At 40.4% G+C, this 17,972-nt stretch carries 17 protein-coding genes; 13 read left to right on the top strand and 4 right to left on the bottom strand.

Annotation, left to right across the window (positions count from 1 at the left end; translation table 11 throughout):
- The first annotated feature begins 14 nt into the window (after positions 1–14).
- The 3 genes from nusG to H6763_03325 all read left to right on the top strand — a co-directional run bounded on the left by nusG (position 15) and on the right by H6763_03325 (position 1,909).
- On the top strand, positions 15–686 hold the full coding sequence (nusG, locus tag H6763_03335; protein MCB9803840.1) for a transcription termination/antitermination factor NusG: 672 nt from the start codon (positions 15–17) through the stop codon (positions 684–686).
- Between the two features lie 74 nt (positions 687–760).
- A complete protein-coding gene (gene rplK / locus H6763_03330; GenBank protein ID MCB9803839.1) occupies positions 761–1,198 on the top strand; it encodes a 50S ribosomal protein L11 in 438 nt (145 codons plus the stop codon).
- A 21-nt stretch (positions 1,199–1,219) separates the two neighbouring features.
- Positions 1,220–1,909 carry a 50S ribosomal protein L1 gene (locus tag H6763_03325; GenBank protein MCB9803838.1) on the top strand — a complete coding sequence of 230 codons (690 nt, stop codon included), beginning with the start codon at positions 1,220–1,222 and terminating at the stop codon, positions 1,907–1,909.
- Positions 1,910–2,111: 202 nt separating this feature from the next.
- Here H6763_03325 and H6763_03320 read toward each other — a convergent pair whose 3' ends face one another.
- Positions 2,112–2,816 (bottom strand): hypothetical protein, encoded by a 705-nt coding sequence (locus H6763_03320; GenBank protein ID MCB9803837.1) that lies wholly within the window; start codon positions 2,814–2,816, stop codon positions 2,112–2,114.
- Between the two features lie 202 nt (positions 2,817–3,018).
- Between H6763_03320 and H6763_03315 the strand changes: the two genes are divergently transcribed.
- The 10 genes from H6763_03315 to H6763_03270 all read left to right on the top strand — a co-directional run bounded on the left by H6763_03315 (position 3,019) and on the right by H6763_03270 (position 14,086).
- Positions 3,019–3,534 carry a 50S ribosomal protein L10 gene (locus tag H6763_03315; GenBank protein ID MCB9803836.1) on the top strand — a complete coding sequence of 172 codons (516 nt, stop codon included), beginning with the start codon at positions 3,019–3,021 and terminating at the stop codon, positions 3,532–3,534.
- 111 nt (positions 3,535–3,645) lie between these two features.
- Entirely contained in the window at positions 3,646–4,047 is a 402-nt protein-coding gene (gene rplL, locus H6763_03310) for a 50S ribosomal protein L7/L12 (protein MCB9803835.1), read from the top strand.
- A 560-nt stretch (positions 4,048–4,607) separates the two neighbouring features.
- Positions 4,608–5,279, top strand: coding sequence for a hypothetical protein (locus tag H6763_03305; GenBank protein ID MCB9803834.1), 672 nt, complete (start codon positions 4,608–4,610; stop codon positions 5,277–5,279).
- On the top strand, positions 5,260–6,717 hold the full coding sequence (locus H6763_03300; GenBank protein ID MCB9803833.1) for an ATP-dependent zinc protease: 1,458 nt from the start codon (positions 5,260–5,262) through the stop codon (positions 6,715–6,717). Before H6763_03305 ends, H6763_03300 begins: the two co-directional genes overlap by 20 nt.
- A 116-nt stretch (positions 6,718–6,833) precedes the next feature.
- Positions 6,834–7,805, top strand: a complete 972-nt coding sequence (locus tag H6763_03295) for a hypothetical protein (GenBank protein MCB9803832.1) — start codon at positions 6,834–6,836, stop codon at positions 7,803–7,805.
- Between the two features lie 267 nt (positions 7,806–8,072).
- Complete coding sequence (locus H6763_03290) at positions 8,073–8,915, top strand: hypothetical protein (GenBank protein ID MCB9803831.1); 843 nt, start codon at positions 8,073–8,075, stop codon at positions 8,913–8,915.
- 300 nt (positions 8,916–9,215) lie between these two features.
- Positions 9,216–9,356: a hypothetical protein gene (locus H6763_03285; GenBank protein MCB9803830.1), complete on the top strand. Its 141-nt coding sequence runs from the start codon at positions 9,216–9,218 to the stop codon at positions 9,354–9,356.
- Positions 9,357–9,485: 129 nt separating this feature from the next.
- Complete coding sequence (locus tag H6763_03280) at positions 9,486–10,889, top strand: glycine--tRNA ligase (protein ID MCB9803829.1); 1,404 nt, start codon at positions 9,486–9,488, stop codon at positions 10,887–10,889.
- 153 nt (positions 10,890–11,042) lie between these two features.
- Entirely contained in the window at positions 11,043–12,707 is a 1,665-nt protein-coding gene (locus tag H6763_03275) for a hypothetical protein (protein ID MCB9803828.1), read from the top strand.
- 416 nt (positions 12,708–13,123) lie between these two features.
- The gene (locus H6763_03270) at positions 13,124–14,086 is read left to right on the top strand and encodes a hypothetical protein (protein MCB9803827.1); all 963 of its coding nucleotides are present in this window, start codon (positions 13,124–13,126) and stop codon (positions 14,084–14,086) included.
- Between the two features lie 135 nt (positions 14,087–14,221).
- Here H6763_03270 and H6763_03265 read toward each other — a convergent pair whose 3' ends face one another.
- From H6763_03265 to H6763_03255, 3 genes are all read right to left on the bottom strand, one after another.
- Positions 14,222–15,376, bottom strand: a complete 1,155-nt coding sequence (locus H6763_03265; protein ID MCB9803826.1) for a DUF1704 domain-containing protein — start codon at positions 15,374–15,376, stop codon at positions 14,222–14,224.
- Positions 15,377–15,413: 37 nt separating this feature from the next.
- Complete coding sequence (locus tag H6763_03260; GenBank protein MCB9803825.1) at positions 15,414–16,112, bottom strand: class I SAM-dependent methyltransferase; 699 nt, start codon at positions 16,110–16,112, stop codon at positions 15,414–15,416.
- 433 nt (positions 16,113–16,545) lie between these two features.
- Positions 16,546–17,538, bottom strand: a complete 993-nt coding sequence (locus tag H6763_03255; protein MCB9803824.1) for a rod shape-determining protein — start codon at positions 17,536–17,538, stop codon at positions 16,546–16,548.
- Positions 17,539–17,972 lie beyond the last annotated feature (434 nt).

Genomic DNA, 17,972 nt, shown 5'->3' with positions numbered 1-17,972 from the left:
GGATAATTCACTAAATGGCAGATGACAAGAAAAAAAAGGTAAATGCTTCAGCAGATGAACAGATAAAAAGTGAGGTTGGGAAAGCGACTAAGACGAAAAAGAAGGCCACAGTTGGCATTTTGTCAGGCGAGAAGAAAGCCAAGAAAAAGATAAAAGCGCATCCTGATTCGAAATGGTATGTACTTCAGGTAAGACCTGGATATGAAAATAGTGTACATAATTCGCTTCTTCAGAGAGTTGAGGCAACCGAACAGCAGGAAATGATCAATGGGATATTGATCCCAGTTCAAAAAAAGATAGTGGTCAAGGGTGGAAAGCAATCGATCAAGGAAGAAAAGATCTTTCCTGGGTATGTATTGGTAAAAATGGTTCTAAATGAGAATACATGGACAATAATCACAGGAACTGAAGGGATAAAAGGATTTGTGAAAACAGATAAGTACCCAAGACCCCTTCCTGAGAGAGAAGTTCAAGCTATCATGAAATTCATGGAGGTTGAGCAACCAGCTTACCAAGCCTCATTTAGCGTTGGGGAAGCAGTAAAGATCATCGAAGGTGCCTTTGCAGACTTTATCGGAAGCGTTGAAGAGATAGACGATGCTAAAGGAAAGGTCAAAGTGATGATATCTTTCTTAGGCAGAGAAGCCCCAGTAGAATTAGATTTCTCACAGGTAAGCAAACTATAAAATTCATGTTTCAGAGTGAGGGGCCTCTACCCTCAATAGTATAGATAGTATTTATTTATTGAATTAGGATCAAAATGGCAGAGAAAAAAATAGTTAAACAGAAAATGAAGTTAGTTATTCCTGCTGGACAGGCAAGTCTTGCTCCTCCTATCGGACCTGCACTCTCGCCTACCGGTATAAATACAAATGACTTTGTCCAGAAATTCAACGAGAAAACAGCTGAAGGACAGGGTATCCTGACTCCGGTGATCATTACGATCTTTGAGGACAGGTCATTTACCTTGGAATTCAAAACCCCTCCAACCAGTGAATTGATCAGGAGAGAACTCAAGATCAAAAAAGGGTCACCTATACCAAACATTAAAAAAGTCGGAAAACTGTCTAAAGCACAGATCTTAAAGATCGTTGAAATAAAAATGCCTGATCTCAATACGACCGATGAGAAACAGGCATACAATACGATCGCTGGTACAGCGAAACAGATGGGTATCGAGGTCGAAGCTTACGAATAATATCTTTAATTACAGAAAGAAATGGCAAGACGAGGCAAAAAATATAAGAATGTCAAAAAGCTTCAACCTACACAGGTACTTTCATTAGAAGAAGCTTTAACATCAGTTAAGAAACTATCATACTCTAAGTTTGATGGTACAGTAGATCTTAATCTGACAATTAAACTTCCTAAGGACAAGGATCCAAAATCACTGAAGGGATCCGTTTCACTACCCCACTCTACAGGCAATGCAGAAGTAAAAGTTGCTGTATTTACCTCAAAAGAGAGAGAGGCTGAAGCAAAGAAAGCTGGTGCAGATATGTCTGACCTAGAGAAATTAATGACTGATGTAAAGGCTGGAAAGATCGAATTTGATGTAGCGATCGCCTCACCTGACGTGATGCCGCAGATCGCAGCTCTAGGAAAAGAGCTCGGTCCTAGAGGTTTGATGCCAAATCCCAAGACTGGTACTGTCACAGATGATCTTGAGACAGCGATCAAAGAGTATAAACAAGGAAAAATGACATTTAAAGCTGATGCTCTGGGTAATATGAATTTCAAAGCTGGAAAGGTATCACAAACAGAAAAAGAACTCATCGAAAATGTCTGGGCTTGTGTGAATGCAGCTGCTGATATTCTTGGTAAAAAACCTGAGCAAATCCTACAAAAGGTTCATCTCTCCCCAACTATGGGACCCAGTGTAGAAGTAGCTTTAGTTTTTGAGAAGTAGGTATATCTATTCCGCAATCTTGAAAATTCCAGGAGCTATTCTCCAGAGAATACCGATCATAACCGCTCGGTATCTGATGCTTTTCATACGATCAGGATCTAATGATCGCGCATGATAACACAACGAAGTGTACTGGATATGAGGCTATTTTCACTATTCTGGGACAAAGACTCCCACTACTGGATTTCGAGATGTAATGGATCTAGATGATATGAGACAGATCAGTATCCGAAAAGCCAGTTTTATGGGTCGGTGAAATTCGGCTATAGGGATTATACAATGCTCTTCTGGCAGACACTTTATTGAGATACAATAACCTTTCTTTAGTTAATTCCCATACTATCCAATGAAAAAGTGCATATGATATTTGAATTGATTGACCGACTCTTGTGTTGATAAAATCGCTTTGATTCTTCCTAGAGATTTCTTCATACACAAAGAACCCCAATGCCCACCTTAACGCAACCAGTCCATCAGGTGAATTAGACTGTATTCTAGTAGCCACATAACTCGGTGATGAGAATGTCTCGTCAAGATCAATTAATCTCCAAAGCATTTCTAACGACTGTGGTGGATATTCATCATCGATATGCTCTTGCATATGGTCTATGAGTAGATGAACACATTCATTATATGTTAGATGATCAAGATCTTGATCTGTAATATCTTCTCCATAGCAGATTCGAACGTACAATCGTGCAAGAATTGGCGAGAATGTATCCCTATCCCTCCAATACATATCGAGGTAAGCAGGGTTATCAAGCGCACCGATCTGCATCGGTGGTTGACTCTCGCAACCAGTACTTAAATCCCCAATTGTATCACAATAATTCACTCTTTCAATTCGCAAAACAATATAAGTATGTATACCTGATATATAGACTTGTAGTATATCAATTCTGAACATGATTTTCTATACCAATCGGTGGTTCAAATGTTCTAAGTATCAAACGATTTGCAAGAATCCCAAAGATAATGTATCATCCATTCAGATCGAAGAAACATGGTGGACTTACCAATCTCGTTGAGATAGAAGACATAAATCCGTGTGAGATCTGATGGTTTTCATAGAACCTACAAATCATTCAATAAATTAACAACCATATATTATGGCTAAAAGCAGAGAGCAGAAAGAAATGCTACTCGAGATGTATAAGGATACGCTTAATAACAATAGCGGATATCTTGCTGTAGATGTCAAAGGTGTAAATAACGAATCCATAACCAATCTTAAAAAGAAGTTGAAAGATATTGGTTCGAATGTGATAGTTGTAAGCAATAAGCTTTTCCAGATCGCACTTCGTGAGACAAACCAACCTACTGAAACTTTGGATTTCGCAGAACAGACCGCAATCATCCCTTATGCCGATGATCCAACAGCCCCAGCGAAACTCATCAAAGAAGTACAGAAGGAAACCGAGGCACTTCCTGCTAAACACGGTTTGCTGAAGGGACAGTACCTGAATGATCAGAAAGTAATGGAACTTGCAGAGATCCCCGCAAGGGAGGTTCTCTTAGCCAAGCTACTTGGTTCGATGAATTCACCTTTGACAGGATTTGCGAATGCGGTTACCGGAAATGCACGAGGTTTTGTTCAAGTTTTAAAGCAGGTCTCAGAGAAGTAGTCATCTAATTAGTCATTGAACCACGTGGTATGTGTGAATTCAAACATATCCACACCCACCACGAGGATCATGAAAACAAACAAGTATTTAATTTAGTGTGAATATATAGATATGGCAGAAGAAGCAAAAACACTCCCCGAACTTTCAGGAGATGCACAGAACGTGCTTGAAATGGTTGAGAAAATGACCGTTCTCGAGCTTGCAGACCTCGTGAAAGTAATGGAGGAGAAATTTGGAGTAAGTGCCGCAGCTCCCGTAGCAGTAGCAGCCTCCGCCGCTCCTGCAGAAGCAGCAGAGGAAAAATCATCTTTTGATGTGATCCTCAAAGACGCAGGATCTAACAAGATCGGTGTCATCAAGGTTGTCAAGGAAGCTACAGGTCTTGGTTTGATGGAAGCAAAGACAATGGTCGAAGGTGCTCCTCAGACAGTAAAAGAGGCTCTTCCTAAGGATGAGGCAGAAGCACTAAAAGCTTCAATGGAGGAAGCTGGTGCAACAGTAGAATTGGCATAACACCCAATTTTTATTGAATCGATAAAGGGGTGCGCAAGCACCCCTTTTTTATTGTCTTTTTGTTGGTAACGGTTCTCCACCTCAGAGATCGATGACATTGAGGTCATTCGCGATCGAAAGTTCATCATGTATTCTACTTATAACGGCTCATCATGTTCTGTACAGGCTGAGCCTGCTTGATACAGCCTGAGCCTGCTGATACCGCCTGATACCGCCTGATACCGCCTGATACTGCCTGATACTGCCTGATACCGCCTGATACCGCCTGATACTGACTGATACTGACTGATACTGCCTGATACCGCCTGATACTGACTGATACTGCCTGATACTGCCTGATACTGACTGATACTGCCTGATACTGACTGATACTGACTGATACTGCCTGATACTGACTGATACTGACTGATACAGCCTGATACAGCCTGAACCTTATAGGTCTATTTTTGTTTCATTAAATTCAATGTACACTACATGTATGAAACAGAGGGTGATATTGATAAAACCCCTTTGTTATGGTATAATATTCACATCCACCTAAACTATCAAACTCCCTAAAGATGTCCGAGATCACAACCTGGATCACACAGCATGGTGTTACCGAGCAGATGCTGATCCTGCTACTTTTTATTCCTATCATAGCAACAATAGTAAATCTTTCACGATATTTGATAGGTTTTAAGACTCTAGGGATTTATGCGCCAATGACACTTTCATTTGCCTATATATTTACGGGTATAAGGTTTGGACTACTTGTGACATTGGCCGTTATACTCTCAACATTACTCACATACAGCCTACTGAAGAAGATCAGGATGCATTATCTTTCCAGAATTACCATCAATTACATTTTGATATCTGTACTTGTAGTTGGTGTGATAGTTTTAAATGACGTCTCTCCGATAAGTCTTACCACAGAACATCATGATGCTACAACCATACCTCCACTAGGTGTGATCCTGATAGCGACACTTTCTGACTTTTTCATTAAACAGTATGTTAAAAAGGATTTCTTGAATTCTGCACGTTCTTTAGGAGAAACCGTATTAGTGGGAATAGCAGGTTGGCTCGCATTGCGATCACCCCAATTACAGCAATTTGTCCTAAATAATGTATGGATCTTCTTGATACTATTACTGGTCAATTTAGGATTAGGTAAATATACCGGAATGCGATTCAAAGACTTATTAAGATTCGAGCAGATCCTCAAGAATGATAAAAGCTCTTCTTAGTCACAACAAGAAAGAGGTTTTGGCTATAAACCGCAGAAACCAGATATATATCCGACCTCACAACCCCCTATCAGCTAAGAGATTGGCTGATAATAAGCTGTTGACAAAAAGGGTACTAGCAAAAATTGGTATCGATGCACCAGAAACATTTAAGGTCATTCGTACAAAAAAACAATTAGAATACCTAGATTGGGAATCTCTTCCAAACAGCTTTGTAGTAAAGCCCAATCGAGGATCAATAGGTAGTGGTATCATAATCTTTTATGGGAAGAAGAAGAATCAGCTTGCATGGATAAGACCAAACGGACAGATCATGGGACCAGAAGATATCCGTGCACACATGGAAAAGATCTTAGAAGGTCGTTTCTCCATGGGAAATAATAATGATGTCGTAATAATCGAAGAAAGGATAAAAACACACCCTGAGTTAAAGCGATATTCATACAAAGGAGTTCCTGATATTCGTTTGATCGTATACAACCAAGTACCAGTAATGGCGATGGTTAGGCTTCCGACAAAAAGATCAGATGGGAAGGCAAATCTACATGCCGGTGGGATCTGTGCAGGCATAGACATAGCTTCTGGAATCAGCACATATGCCATGCATATGAAAAACAAATCAGTGTTTGAAGACACTTATGAAAGTATCGATCAAACAATGGATCTGAAGCAAAATATGCCTGTAAGAGGTATCAAAGTACCATTTTGGGATGAGATACTCGAGATCGCCATCAAATGCCAACATGCAAGTCACTTGGGTTATTTGGGTGTAGATATCGTGATCGACAAAGAAAAAGGACCTTTAGTATTGGAATTAAATGCTCGTCCAGGCCTCGGGATACAGACCGCAAACAATTCAGGACTGCGTGAACGGTTGGAGCGCGTAGAAGGCTTGAAGATAAAGAGTATTAAGCATGGTGTAAGAGTTGCTAAAAATCTCTTTGGTGGTGAGGTAGAGGAAGGGATCGAAGCACTTTCAGGTAAACAGGTCGTAAATCTGGTTGAGCGCATAACTATCTACTACAACACAAGGAAAGAAAAGAAAGATGTCGTTAGTGGTATGCTTGATACAGGGATACTCACATCACGAATTGATAAAGGTCTCGCGAGTCGCATAGGGTTTTCTGATGCACTTAAGACTGTCAACCAATTCGAGATCCCTGAGCGATTCGAAACCCTCGCCCTAGCACAAGAATACATAGATCTACACGAGGAACATCTGATCGAACATCCGATGATAAAAAGACTTGCTAAGATCACAGAAGCGGGTCATATCGTTGTTCGCCCCGTGATAGAGATCAAGATCAAGATCGCAGGAGTTATCAAAACAATAGAAGCCGTGATAAGTACACAAACCGATATGGTCTACCCCCTATTGATCGGTCGTAGCGAGTTAACTGATTATCTTATCGATGCAAGTAAGACATTCACAAAATAGACCTTAGTGAATATTTAGTTTTGTTTTCATGTTTGGTAGATTGTATAGAATAAAGATCAAAATAACCTTAAATTATTCTTATACACTCAAAATATTTTAATTTCTTTAATACGATAATGACGAAAGATTACCTCGCTGAAGCTGGAAATGTTCATTTAGCCTATTATGTAGAGGCAGCTGATAAATTAGGAATACAATACGAGATCATCGTACGCTCATTAATGGCTCGATTCTCAGATAACGGAAAACACTGGTTCATCTTGAACACCGCCCTACCTGTCAACAATGTCCCAAGCACAACCATTTCCAAAAGAAAGAATCTCGCATACAAGGTATTAAAGGTCGGAGGTATTCCGGTAGCAGAGCAGAGAGAGATCAACAATGAAGAAGAGGCTATAGATTTTTGGAAGGAATTTGGAAATATTGTGCTCAAGCCTGTTCAAAATCTCGGTGGTAATGGTGTTAGTCTCCTCCCAAAGAGCGAACATGAAGTACGACACGGATTCCAAACAGCACTGGCAACAAATCTCTCAAGTACAAACGTCAAAGTCCTTGCAGAAGAATTTTGTACAGGAACTAATTACAGAATATTAGTATGTGATGACAAAGTGATAGGAGCAGTAAGAAGGAGAGCCGCCTACATTGTGGGTGATGGATCAAATACGATAGAACAGCTTATCATTAGCACAAATCAACAAAGAAAAGACCGTCTTCTTAAGCCTATTCGATTAGATAAGGAAGTAGAAAAAAGACTATGGGCAAATAATCTAACCCTGGATAGTATCCCTCAAAGAGGTGAAGAAGTCGAAGTACGGCTCAATTCAAACCAATCCACAGGTGGAACGACAGAAGAGTGTCTAGATGAGATCGATCCATATTATCTTGACCTCGCAATCAAGGCAACACAGGTACTTGGACTGAAAGTTGGAGGGGTAGATCTGATCGCCGAGGATGTGACAAAACAGGCCCCATGCGTGATCAACGAGATCAACTACAACCCAGGTCTTCGCGTACATTATAAAGCTGACAAAGGGAAGATCGTTGACGTCGCAACACCGATAATGCAGTATATCAGGGAGAATATATAGACCTCCCCTATCCCTCAGCGATCGGACACTTACAATTACTTCAGATCGTTGGAAGCCCTAGTTTCCGACTGTTATTCTACTATCGTGGACACCCCTTACCTCTCGGATCCCTATCGTATTGAAACATTTGTATTGAAACATTTGTAGATCTGATCCATCCCTTGATGCTTATCTTTGCGCTTGATTCGATCTGATCGTCGATGTATAGTTGTATATTGGTGTTGTCGAATGTGTCGACAGATATAACCTATCGCAATAAGATTATCTATGAGTGTGTCGCAGAGTACGACAAAACTAGTGAAAAGATCGTTTGTAGAGTTGGGTATGACAGATGAACACGCTGAGATATATCTTTCCCTACTCCAATATGGCCCTTCAACCGCCTCTGCAATATCAAAGAGGACAAAGATACCTAGAACCACCATCTATGATGCTGTACAGACCTTAGAGGACTGGGACCTCCTTAGTAAGGATGTGGGCGTGAAAACGGCTGTATTCAAAGCACATGACCCAGACCTACTCCTCGAGCAGGTGCAATATAAGCGAAATAGGATCTCCGATACGGCATATACCCTTGAGAGATCCATACACCAGCTAGAATTGCTATACGCCAGGCAACAGTCAGAATCTCCCCCAATTAGAGTTCTTGTTGGTAAAGAAGGATTAAAAGATGCATACGATGATGTTTACCGTTCAAAGGAGCTGATGGGTATAGCATACCTTGATCCTGACCCTACTACTGGACGGCCACGAGGGAGTGAAAGATCACGTACTACAGCGATAAAGACAGGGTCGGAACGATTTCTCGAAAAGTGTGCTGTACGAGGGATACTATTAAGGCAGATATATTTTGGTGAACTTTCTGGGTCCAAACATATTGAGGATGAGGTAGATGAAGAGTTCATAAATGTTCTTGTTATTCCTGGATCATCGAGTGAGCATTCTGGTAGCTTTGAGAAATATATCTACGAAGGCAAAGTATGTCTGATATCACCCACCACTTCCTATGCCATAATTATTGAAGACGAATATCTCTACCAGTTTGAAAGTCTCCTATTTGAGAGTAGTTGGAAGAAGTATTACAAAACCAATAAAGTGCTCTCGGAATGAGAATCCTCGATTGTATATGATATTACACAGTCTCCTATAGGTCACCATTATTTCCCTTTTAATTGACTCTCAGGTCGGTTTACCAATATAATCAATAACCTACTGAGATCTATCCGAGTGAGCAGGAGATAGTGAAAACCCTGCAAAGAGCTTTAGGTATGGCATACAATCGATATTACCATGAGTGGCAAATACCTTATAGGATTTGCAATATGGGTGGAACCGCGGAAGTTTACTACCGTCCCTATCAGTTTCTGTTAGAGGACGGTTTTTTCATTTAAGTTCAGATCTCACTGCTAGATGAACAAGGCTCTGAAGGTGCTACTCTTTACTAATTCTTTAATAATAGTTGCTGGAGCAATGCTAGGTCCTATCTACGCTCTCCTGGTCGAGGATATTGGTGGGGATCTACTAGATGCTAGTTTGGCAAGTGTGGTCTAGGCAGGTGCGGTCTACGCAGGTGTTCTTGTTAGTTATGGGCTGCATGCCTATTTATAACGTAATAATAGCCATAGAGCCTAGAGAGCTCTTATAGCAAGTTTTAGTTAAATTATCTTTTATATAATTCAAATGGAACAGAAAATTACATTAGACACACTCTCTGCATATGCAAAAAGGCGTGGGTTCATATTCCAATCATCAGAGATCTATGGCGGCTTTGCAGCTGTTTATGATTATGGACATTATGGGGCATTATTACGAGAGAATATCAAAAATTCATGGATTAAGAGTATGTTGAGTCATGATGAGATCAAATACCTTGATTCTGGTATTTTTACACATCCGAAAGTATGGAAAGCAAGTGGTCATGTAGATTCTTTCGTTGAACCTGAGATCGACTGTAGAACCTGTAAAAATAGAATGAAAGCCGACCAACTTTTGGAGCCTTTTGGGATAATGGAAGCTGACAGACTCCCTATCGATGAGGTGAACGAGCATGTAGCAAAACTCCGTGAGGAAGGAAAGCTTAAATGTTCAAAGTGTGGTGGAACTGATCTTACTGACGCTAAAAAGTTTGATCTACTCGTCAAATCAAATCTGGGATCCCCTACTTCCGAACTTACAGAGGAAAATGTTGTCTATCTTAGAGGAGAGACCTGCCAAGGAATCTATCTGAACTACAAGAACTATCTGCAAACAATGCGAGTGAAGTTACCTTTTGGTATAGCTCAAGTTGGAAAAGCCTTTAGGAATGAGGTTGTCGCAAGACAGTATATCTTTAGGACTCGAGAATTCCAACAAGCAGAGATGCAGTTGTTCCTACATCCTTCATTGATGAATGAAAAGTACGAATATTGGAAGGAGGCGCGAATGAGATGGTGGATCGAAGAGCTCGGTATTGAAAAAGAGTCGCTGAGATTCAAGGATCATGAAAAATTAGCCCACTATGCTAGTGCAGCTGTAGATATCGAATACAATTTTAGGACTTTAGGGGCATTTGCAGAAGTTGAAGGTATCCACCAAAGAGGAGATTGGGATCTTTCTAGGCATCAGGAATTTTCAGGAGAGAATCTAGAATATTTCGACCAAGAAAGGAACGAAAAATATATCCCTCATATTATGGAAACCTCTGGTGGTCTAAACAGGATGGTTCTAGCAGTACTAGATCAGGGTTATACGGAAGAAACGCTGGAAGATGGTTCAACTAGGCTTGTGATGAAGATCAAGCCTTCTCTAGCACCTGTAAAGGTAGCTATATTCCCGTTGGTCAAAGATGTAAAACTGATCGAAATTGCCCAAAAGATCAAAAGCTCACTACAAAACTTGTTCGTTGTGGAGTACGATGAAACAGGAAGTATCGGTAAGCGATACCGCAGGCAAGATGAGATCGGAACACCAATGTGTATCACAATCGATTTTGACTCCCTCGAAGATGATTCCGTCACCATTAGGGATCGGGACACTCTGGAGCAACAGCGTGTCAAAGTAGGTTCGATCATGGAGCAGATAGAGCAACGACTTGGAAACAGTTGATCTACAGTATAGAATCAATAGAATACCGCTGTTGATCCACATCATGCAGAGAGGGAACTAGTGAGTATGTGTTTCTTTAGAATTATTTAATATACCTACTATATCAATTCTTTTCATTCGCTCAGTTCGCACTATAAGTTAGCTGGATAGATTATGAACATCACAACCCTACAAGGAATTAACCTAAAAAACCCCTACACTACAGTAATCGTAGAAATGGATGCAACACCAAAGACAGATCTAATCGATCTTCTCCGAGGATTTCATGACATCTTCATGTACGACTATTCCGTTGAAGGAAATGTACTTTCGATCCAAACAAAATTGCCACAACTATGGAAAGAAGCCTCAAAAACATTAAATAGCTATGCGACCGGACAGATAACATACGATGAGGCGAAAGATTCCCTACTCAACAAGATCATCCGTGGACAGGTATATTCCATGTCCACGATCCCTATCCTAGTCGCTGCTCGTGATATGGGTCTTGAACTGAATCAATTTTTTATGGATGGAGAGATCGACCTCTATACAACCGGAAGTCCATCACAATGGAATCGATATTACCGCGTCGGAATGGGAAGACATTCTGGTGTGACGGTATCTTCTGGTAGCAGTGGAGATTCAATACTTGCATTAAAATCCTCTAGAGATAAGAGGATATCAAATCTTGTAGTCACTCAGTTAAAAATGCCAATAGCCCCATGGGACGTGATCGAGTCCGAAGCACATCTCCGAGAACTTTTTGAGACATTTACAAAACCTGTTGTGATAAAGCCAACAGGCTTAACACAAGGAAGTGGAGTGACAACAAATATCAACGATATCGACCATGCGATCCATGCATATAATTATGCAAAAGATATCATAGGAAAAAAGAATAGGGCCATTTGGCAAACAAACGTCATGATCCAACAACAAGTTTATGGGGATGATTATCGCCTACTCGTAGTGAATGGAAAACTGGAGATCGCTACCAAGCGAATTCCCGCATTTATTGTAGGAGATGGGAAAAGTTCTATACGAAGCCTTATAGAAGATATCAACAAGGATCCCAGAAGAAACATTGAAAATCCTGCACACATACTTAAACCCATAAATTTTGATGTCCCACTACAGGAATTCCTAGAGGAACAAGGATTATCTCTAGAGCACATACCAAACGACCAAGAACGCATATATGTGCGAAAAGTTGCAAGTATGAGTCAAGGTGGCATCACAGAAGACTTTACAGATAAAGTTCATCCACAGATCAGATCTATTGCAGAATCGATCGCATCTAGTATCCACGCCAATGTTGTTGGTATAGACGTAATTTGCAGGGATATTTCAAAAACTCTTACTATAGAGAATGGAAGCTTCATAGAATTCAACACCATGCCGGAATCGTATCTGAACTCATTTCCGGTACTAGGTAAGCAATATCCTGATATAGGTTCTAAGATAGTTTCGGGTCTAATTCAGAATAAACCGTATTGTAAAGGGATCGTTATGATCGGCCAGGTTGAAGATGTATATCAAATACTTCTTGAAAAAGGCCTTGTAGAACCAAACTCACGAACCGGTATATACCACCGAAACAGTCTTTACATGAATGGAGATAAGTTGAATGATGCAATGGATCATCATGTAGCAGTGCGGGCACTAAAGATCAATGCTTCTTTGGATAATATTGTGATCGTTCATGACAACATCGAATCAGTAGAAATGTACGGAACCGGTTTTGACAGGATAGATATTCTAGTCACAGATATCCCTGAGCTTTTCGAAGATCGTATCCATGATGGTCTGATCAGTCAAAAGATCGCCCTGGCATGAGCTGATCGGGTCCGACATCCTTACCTCATTTTTCGTTTGAATTCATCTATTTGATGAAGCTATCGACCAAGTCAAATTTGCTCTGAAGTTCCATGTTCAAATATATTGTACATGCCCAATATACACCGTTCAGACAACATATCTGCTTACCTTTCCGTATCCATTCCGATAAAGTCACAATTTTTGCATAACTAATGGATGCCGAAAAAGGTCCCTTTGTTCCACGATAGTTTTTCTTTGTTTCACAAATCGACTGACTCCCACTCCACTCTCAAATCAGCATCTGTGCTGAACAACGACTTGAGATGACTTTGAATTTTTCCATCCCAGAAAGCTGTTGTATTTTTAGATCAGGATATTTCCTCAAGCTCCCCCACCCTGTTATAATTTGAAGGTTAAATTCTTCCAAGATGTTAATGAGATTTTTAGTATTAGATAAAACTCAACGAATTGCTACAACTGGCAAGTTTCCTAAGCGAGTTTCACGCATCCTCGAGGAGATCGATAAACATGGATATGAAAGCACATTTGCGTACTATAACAGCCTTCAGGTCGAGTTTGCTAATGATAAAACAACAATTACCGTAGATGGTGAAGACATCGTTTCATACACGCATATACTCTTGGGAGGTCATTACGTTACTGATAATTCCTATGAGTTAAAACAGCTCATCGTATCAGTAATAGACCGTTGGAACAAAGAAAATCCCTCAAAGAAAATTCTCGTTCAGAACGCTCATGCAATAAAAATGATGCAAGAATACACCAAAACATGGATGGCAAACATCTGCCTACAGTACAACATTCCTCATCTGAAAACATATTTCAGTGCCAATAGAGATTACCATCTGAACATTGGACCTTTGGAATACCCTATCATCCTCAAGATCAATTCGGGTGAGAACGCGATAAAGCTTATCGATGGCGAAGAAAAGATAAAAAAGAATATATATCTGGTGAGATCACCGGAGGATTGGCATGAAGAGGTTTTGGATTCGATCAAAGAAAATGACTATATTGCACAAGAATTCGTAGATATTGGGGAAGATCTCAGGATCTTTGTCTCTAAAGGCCATGTAATTGCAGGATGGAAGCGGATCTCCCCTCCAAACAGCTTTCTTACTGTCACAAAAGGTTCTACATACCTGTATCATAACGATCCAACCGACGCAGAAAGAACACTTGCAGAAACGGTTGCGCGGGCTTTGCGGGCGGATTTTATGGCGGTAGATATTATTTATAAGCAAGGTAAACCATATGTTCTGGAACTCAGTCTACACCCCGGTTTCAATGCATATGAGACAAAGTGCCTAGATGGCGATCCCGTAAATATCGCAGATGCCCTAATTTCTTCCTTTTCTGAAGAAAAGAACCCGTAAACCGTCCCCATAACTCAATATTTCTATGGCTCTACAGACCATGGCTAGATACAGATCATGGCTAGATATAGACCAGGGCTAGATATAGACCATGGCTAGATACAGATCATGGGTGCTATACCACACATTTCTGATCTATATACCGGCTTTCTTAAAGGCCTTCTCAAATCTCTGTTTACTAGGAACAATAGCAGGTTTTCTGATCAATCCATCATCAACCCAACTGACCTGTTTGAAATTGATCTTTCCTGCATACAATTTTGCATACAATGTTGCATCTTCAGCACATTTCTTCCTTACCCTCCTAAAACCTCTAAAATACGCAACATCTTTTGAGTATATCCCCGGCATTGAAGTATCGCCTAAACCTCTCTTTACACGAAGAACCCGAAGGAATGCATTTTTCTTTGTATAGATAGAGCTATATACATTATGAAGCTCCCTGAAAGACATCTCTTGACCGATATATGTCCCCCAGGCCGAAACGGCACCTTTTCTTAAGTCAGAATAGCTCAATAACCCCATTATCTCCTCATTATATACAGCTAGTCCTTCCTCGACCTCCAGATAATCACCATATGTAGGCTTAGAAAGAGCCTCATAGCCTGTCTTCAGACCATTATGTGATCTGATCACATGTGTAAATTCGTGAACGATAGATTTGCGTAAGCGGGAGGGAGTGGTCTCAATGTTTGGATCGATCAGGATCTCCTTGTTTTTGACTCCTACCTTCATTCCATTTTGTGCTATGTTCATAGACTTATTAGCACTCCACTCCTTGAGTTCAAATTCTTCTAGGACAGTATTTATAACTGCAGCCACCTCATCAAAGCCCATTTTTCGCCTATCTTTCTTTGGTTCTGACAGATCATACATTGACACATACCTCCTAAGTACACGACAAGCATTTCTGAAAAGTACTGGCGTAGGCATCCTAAATCGTTTTATGGATAATTTTGTAAATCGTACATTATCACCTACTGCGTGCATTAGATCAGAAGACAGTTTCTTTGATTCAATTAGTTGAATATAGAATTCTGATAATCTTGGGTCTACATCTGTAACACTCTCGAGAGATGCAAGAATCTGAAAGAGCTTGTCATTCTTATTATTTACTATCCGATATTCAAATTGAGGGTTGTAATCCTCAGAATTCAAGAATTTCTCCATTTCTGTATTTAGATTCGTTGGCGTCAACACAAGTGAAGTTGGAATACGCAGTTCGTGAAGGATCTCTGTAAGCTCCGCCAACTTCATGTTCTTTTTTCCTTTTTTAGTGAATATGGTCATAATCTATGGCCTATATTTTATTGCTAAGATAATATCATCAACTAGGCTTTTTGTACAAACCTATTACATGCAGACGGAATTTTTCCATCCGCTTCATCATAACGATCTTTTGCCACAACCAAGCCAACGGTCTCGTAAATATAGTAAACCCGATATAACGAGGATCATCATTGTATACATACTTGATCTTTGTATATTTATGATCTTCTACCAGGTAACGATCCATATCTTCTTCCGAGTTCAGTCTGTAGTACGCCTTGTATGTATCTCCTTCTCCTCTTTTATAGAGTAATTTTGTGAAAAATTCGTGAATAAAATATGGTATCTCACTGGCCAACACCGCATACCACCCATCAACATTCGGCGCTATGAAAATGAAATACCCTCCTGATCTAAGTAACCTATCACACTCCTTGATGAAGATCTCGGGTTTTTCTACATGTTCCAATACCCAGGCAGATACGATAATATCAACCGAATCATCAGGAAGAGGAACATTTGTCATATCAGCAAAAACCTTTGTATCAATAAGGACATTGCGATTTAGGGCTTTTCTATCCATATCCACTCCAATAACTTTCCCACATCGCTTATACTGCTCCTCTAAGGCTGTGCTATGGCCACAACCAGCATCGAGTAGTACTGGATCTCTTCCCAGATCTTTTAATGCATCTATAGCATAATCCACCAGCCTCTGATATGGAGCGTAAATATTCTTATCTAAGGGATCAACCATAACATGACGGTAGCAGAAATAATCAATAAGGTCTATCGGAAAAAGAATATCGGCTCCACCCGCGACATTCTCTATATAATTCAAGACTCGTAGTCTTGAGAGGGCATATTCCTGCTTACTTCTTTGTTGCGATCCTGTTTACCTGCTCCCAGCTTCCTACTTTATTGCCCTGCGGTTTCGGTTCTTGCCTTTACCCATCCTGTTTACCTGCTTCTAGCTTCCTACTTTATTGCCGTCCAGCTTTTCCTAACTCCCTGCTAATTGCTTTCTTGTCATGCGGTTCCATCGTTTCCTTTTTTCCCAGCTATTCTATTTCGGAGCTATCCTGACATCATGCCCATTCTACATTCATTCAAACTATATGGATCTGCATTAGATAATTGATGACCGATAGATGTTACTCTGCGATATTCACCCTATCTCCGCTATCGCACTATAAGTTAGCGGGGAAGGAAAGCTCCAACGCCTCACCAGTCCCCTTCGCCACACAAAACATCGGTTCTTCAGCAACATAAGCAGGAACACCTGTTGCCCTAGTAAATAGCTTGTCCAGATTCGAAAGCAACGCAGTTCCTCCACTCATGACCATTCCCCTATCTATGATATCTGCTGCCAACTCCGGTGGTGTACGCTCTAGGACAGATTTTATTGCCGCTATGATCTGATTTAATGGGACTCTCAACGCCTCAGCGATTTCATTTGAATCAATGATCAGAGATCTTGGCATACCACCTGCAGCATCACGCCCCTTGATCTCATAGGATCTAGGTTTTTCAACCTTGATCGCTGAACCGATCTTGATCTTGATCTGCTCAGCAGTTTGCTCTCCGATCAGCAAACCGTGTTTCTTACGAAGATGAGCGATTATTGCGTCATTTAATGCATCACCCGCAACTCTCAGAGATGAATACTCTACAACTCCCCGCAATGAAATAACGGCAATCTCAGAAGTACCTCCCCCCATATTCACTATCATATTGCCTGAAGATGTTTCAATAGGTAATCCAGCACCAATAGCCGCAAGTAATGGCTCTGGTATTAATTTTGTCTTTCTAGCTCCCGCATCGTTAGCTGCCTTTAGAACAGCACGACGCTCAACGCTTGTTATACCTGCAGGTACACTGATCATCACATCGGGTTTAAAAAGCCTTGAGACACCACCCAGTGACTTAGAGAAGAAGTATTTCAATAAGGCTTCTGTCACACGAGCATCTGCGATCACACCGTTACGCATTGGTCGTTTAACAATGATCTCATCAGGTGTCTTTCCTATCATTTCTTTAGCTTCGCTTCCTACTGCAATTACACTCATATCATTTACATCAAGGGCCACAACCGTAGGTTCGACAAGAACAACACCCTCCCCTTGGAGGTATACTACTGAATTTGCTGTTCCGAGATCTATTCCCAATTTCTTTCCAAACATGTTTGTATTATAATACAAATACTAGGATACATCCCAATTATTATATTTTTGATAATTCCCCGACCAGGTAGTATTGAAAGATCCTAGAGTAGAGGTAGGAATTTAGTCGATTTTGAGAGACTTGCTCCTTAATAATCCCATACTCTATTATCCACAAACATCAACTAACACCTGTTTTTCATGATCTTTTACAAGCTATCAGAATGACATCGGCTCTCAGATAAGTAGATATCACATGGACATTGATCACTTGGGCGTTGATCACTTGAACATTGATCATTTGGACATTGATGTCATTAATTAGATTTAAATATTTAAATTGTTCTATTTAATCAGATGGACAAAATTTTCTATTTCCATGGAAACGATACTGTTGACCATTGGAAACCGAGTTATGATCTTGCAAGTTTCGATGAATCAAAAGGTTTTATGGC

The organism is Candidatus Nomurabacteria bacterium (assembly GCA_020632395.1).
GTDB lineage: Bacteria > Patescibacteriota > Dojkabacteria > SC72 > JAHDCA01 > JACKFQ01.
Note: the sequence above shows the minus strand (reverse complement) of the source record. Positions and strands in the feature narration are given on the sequence as shown.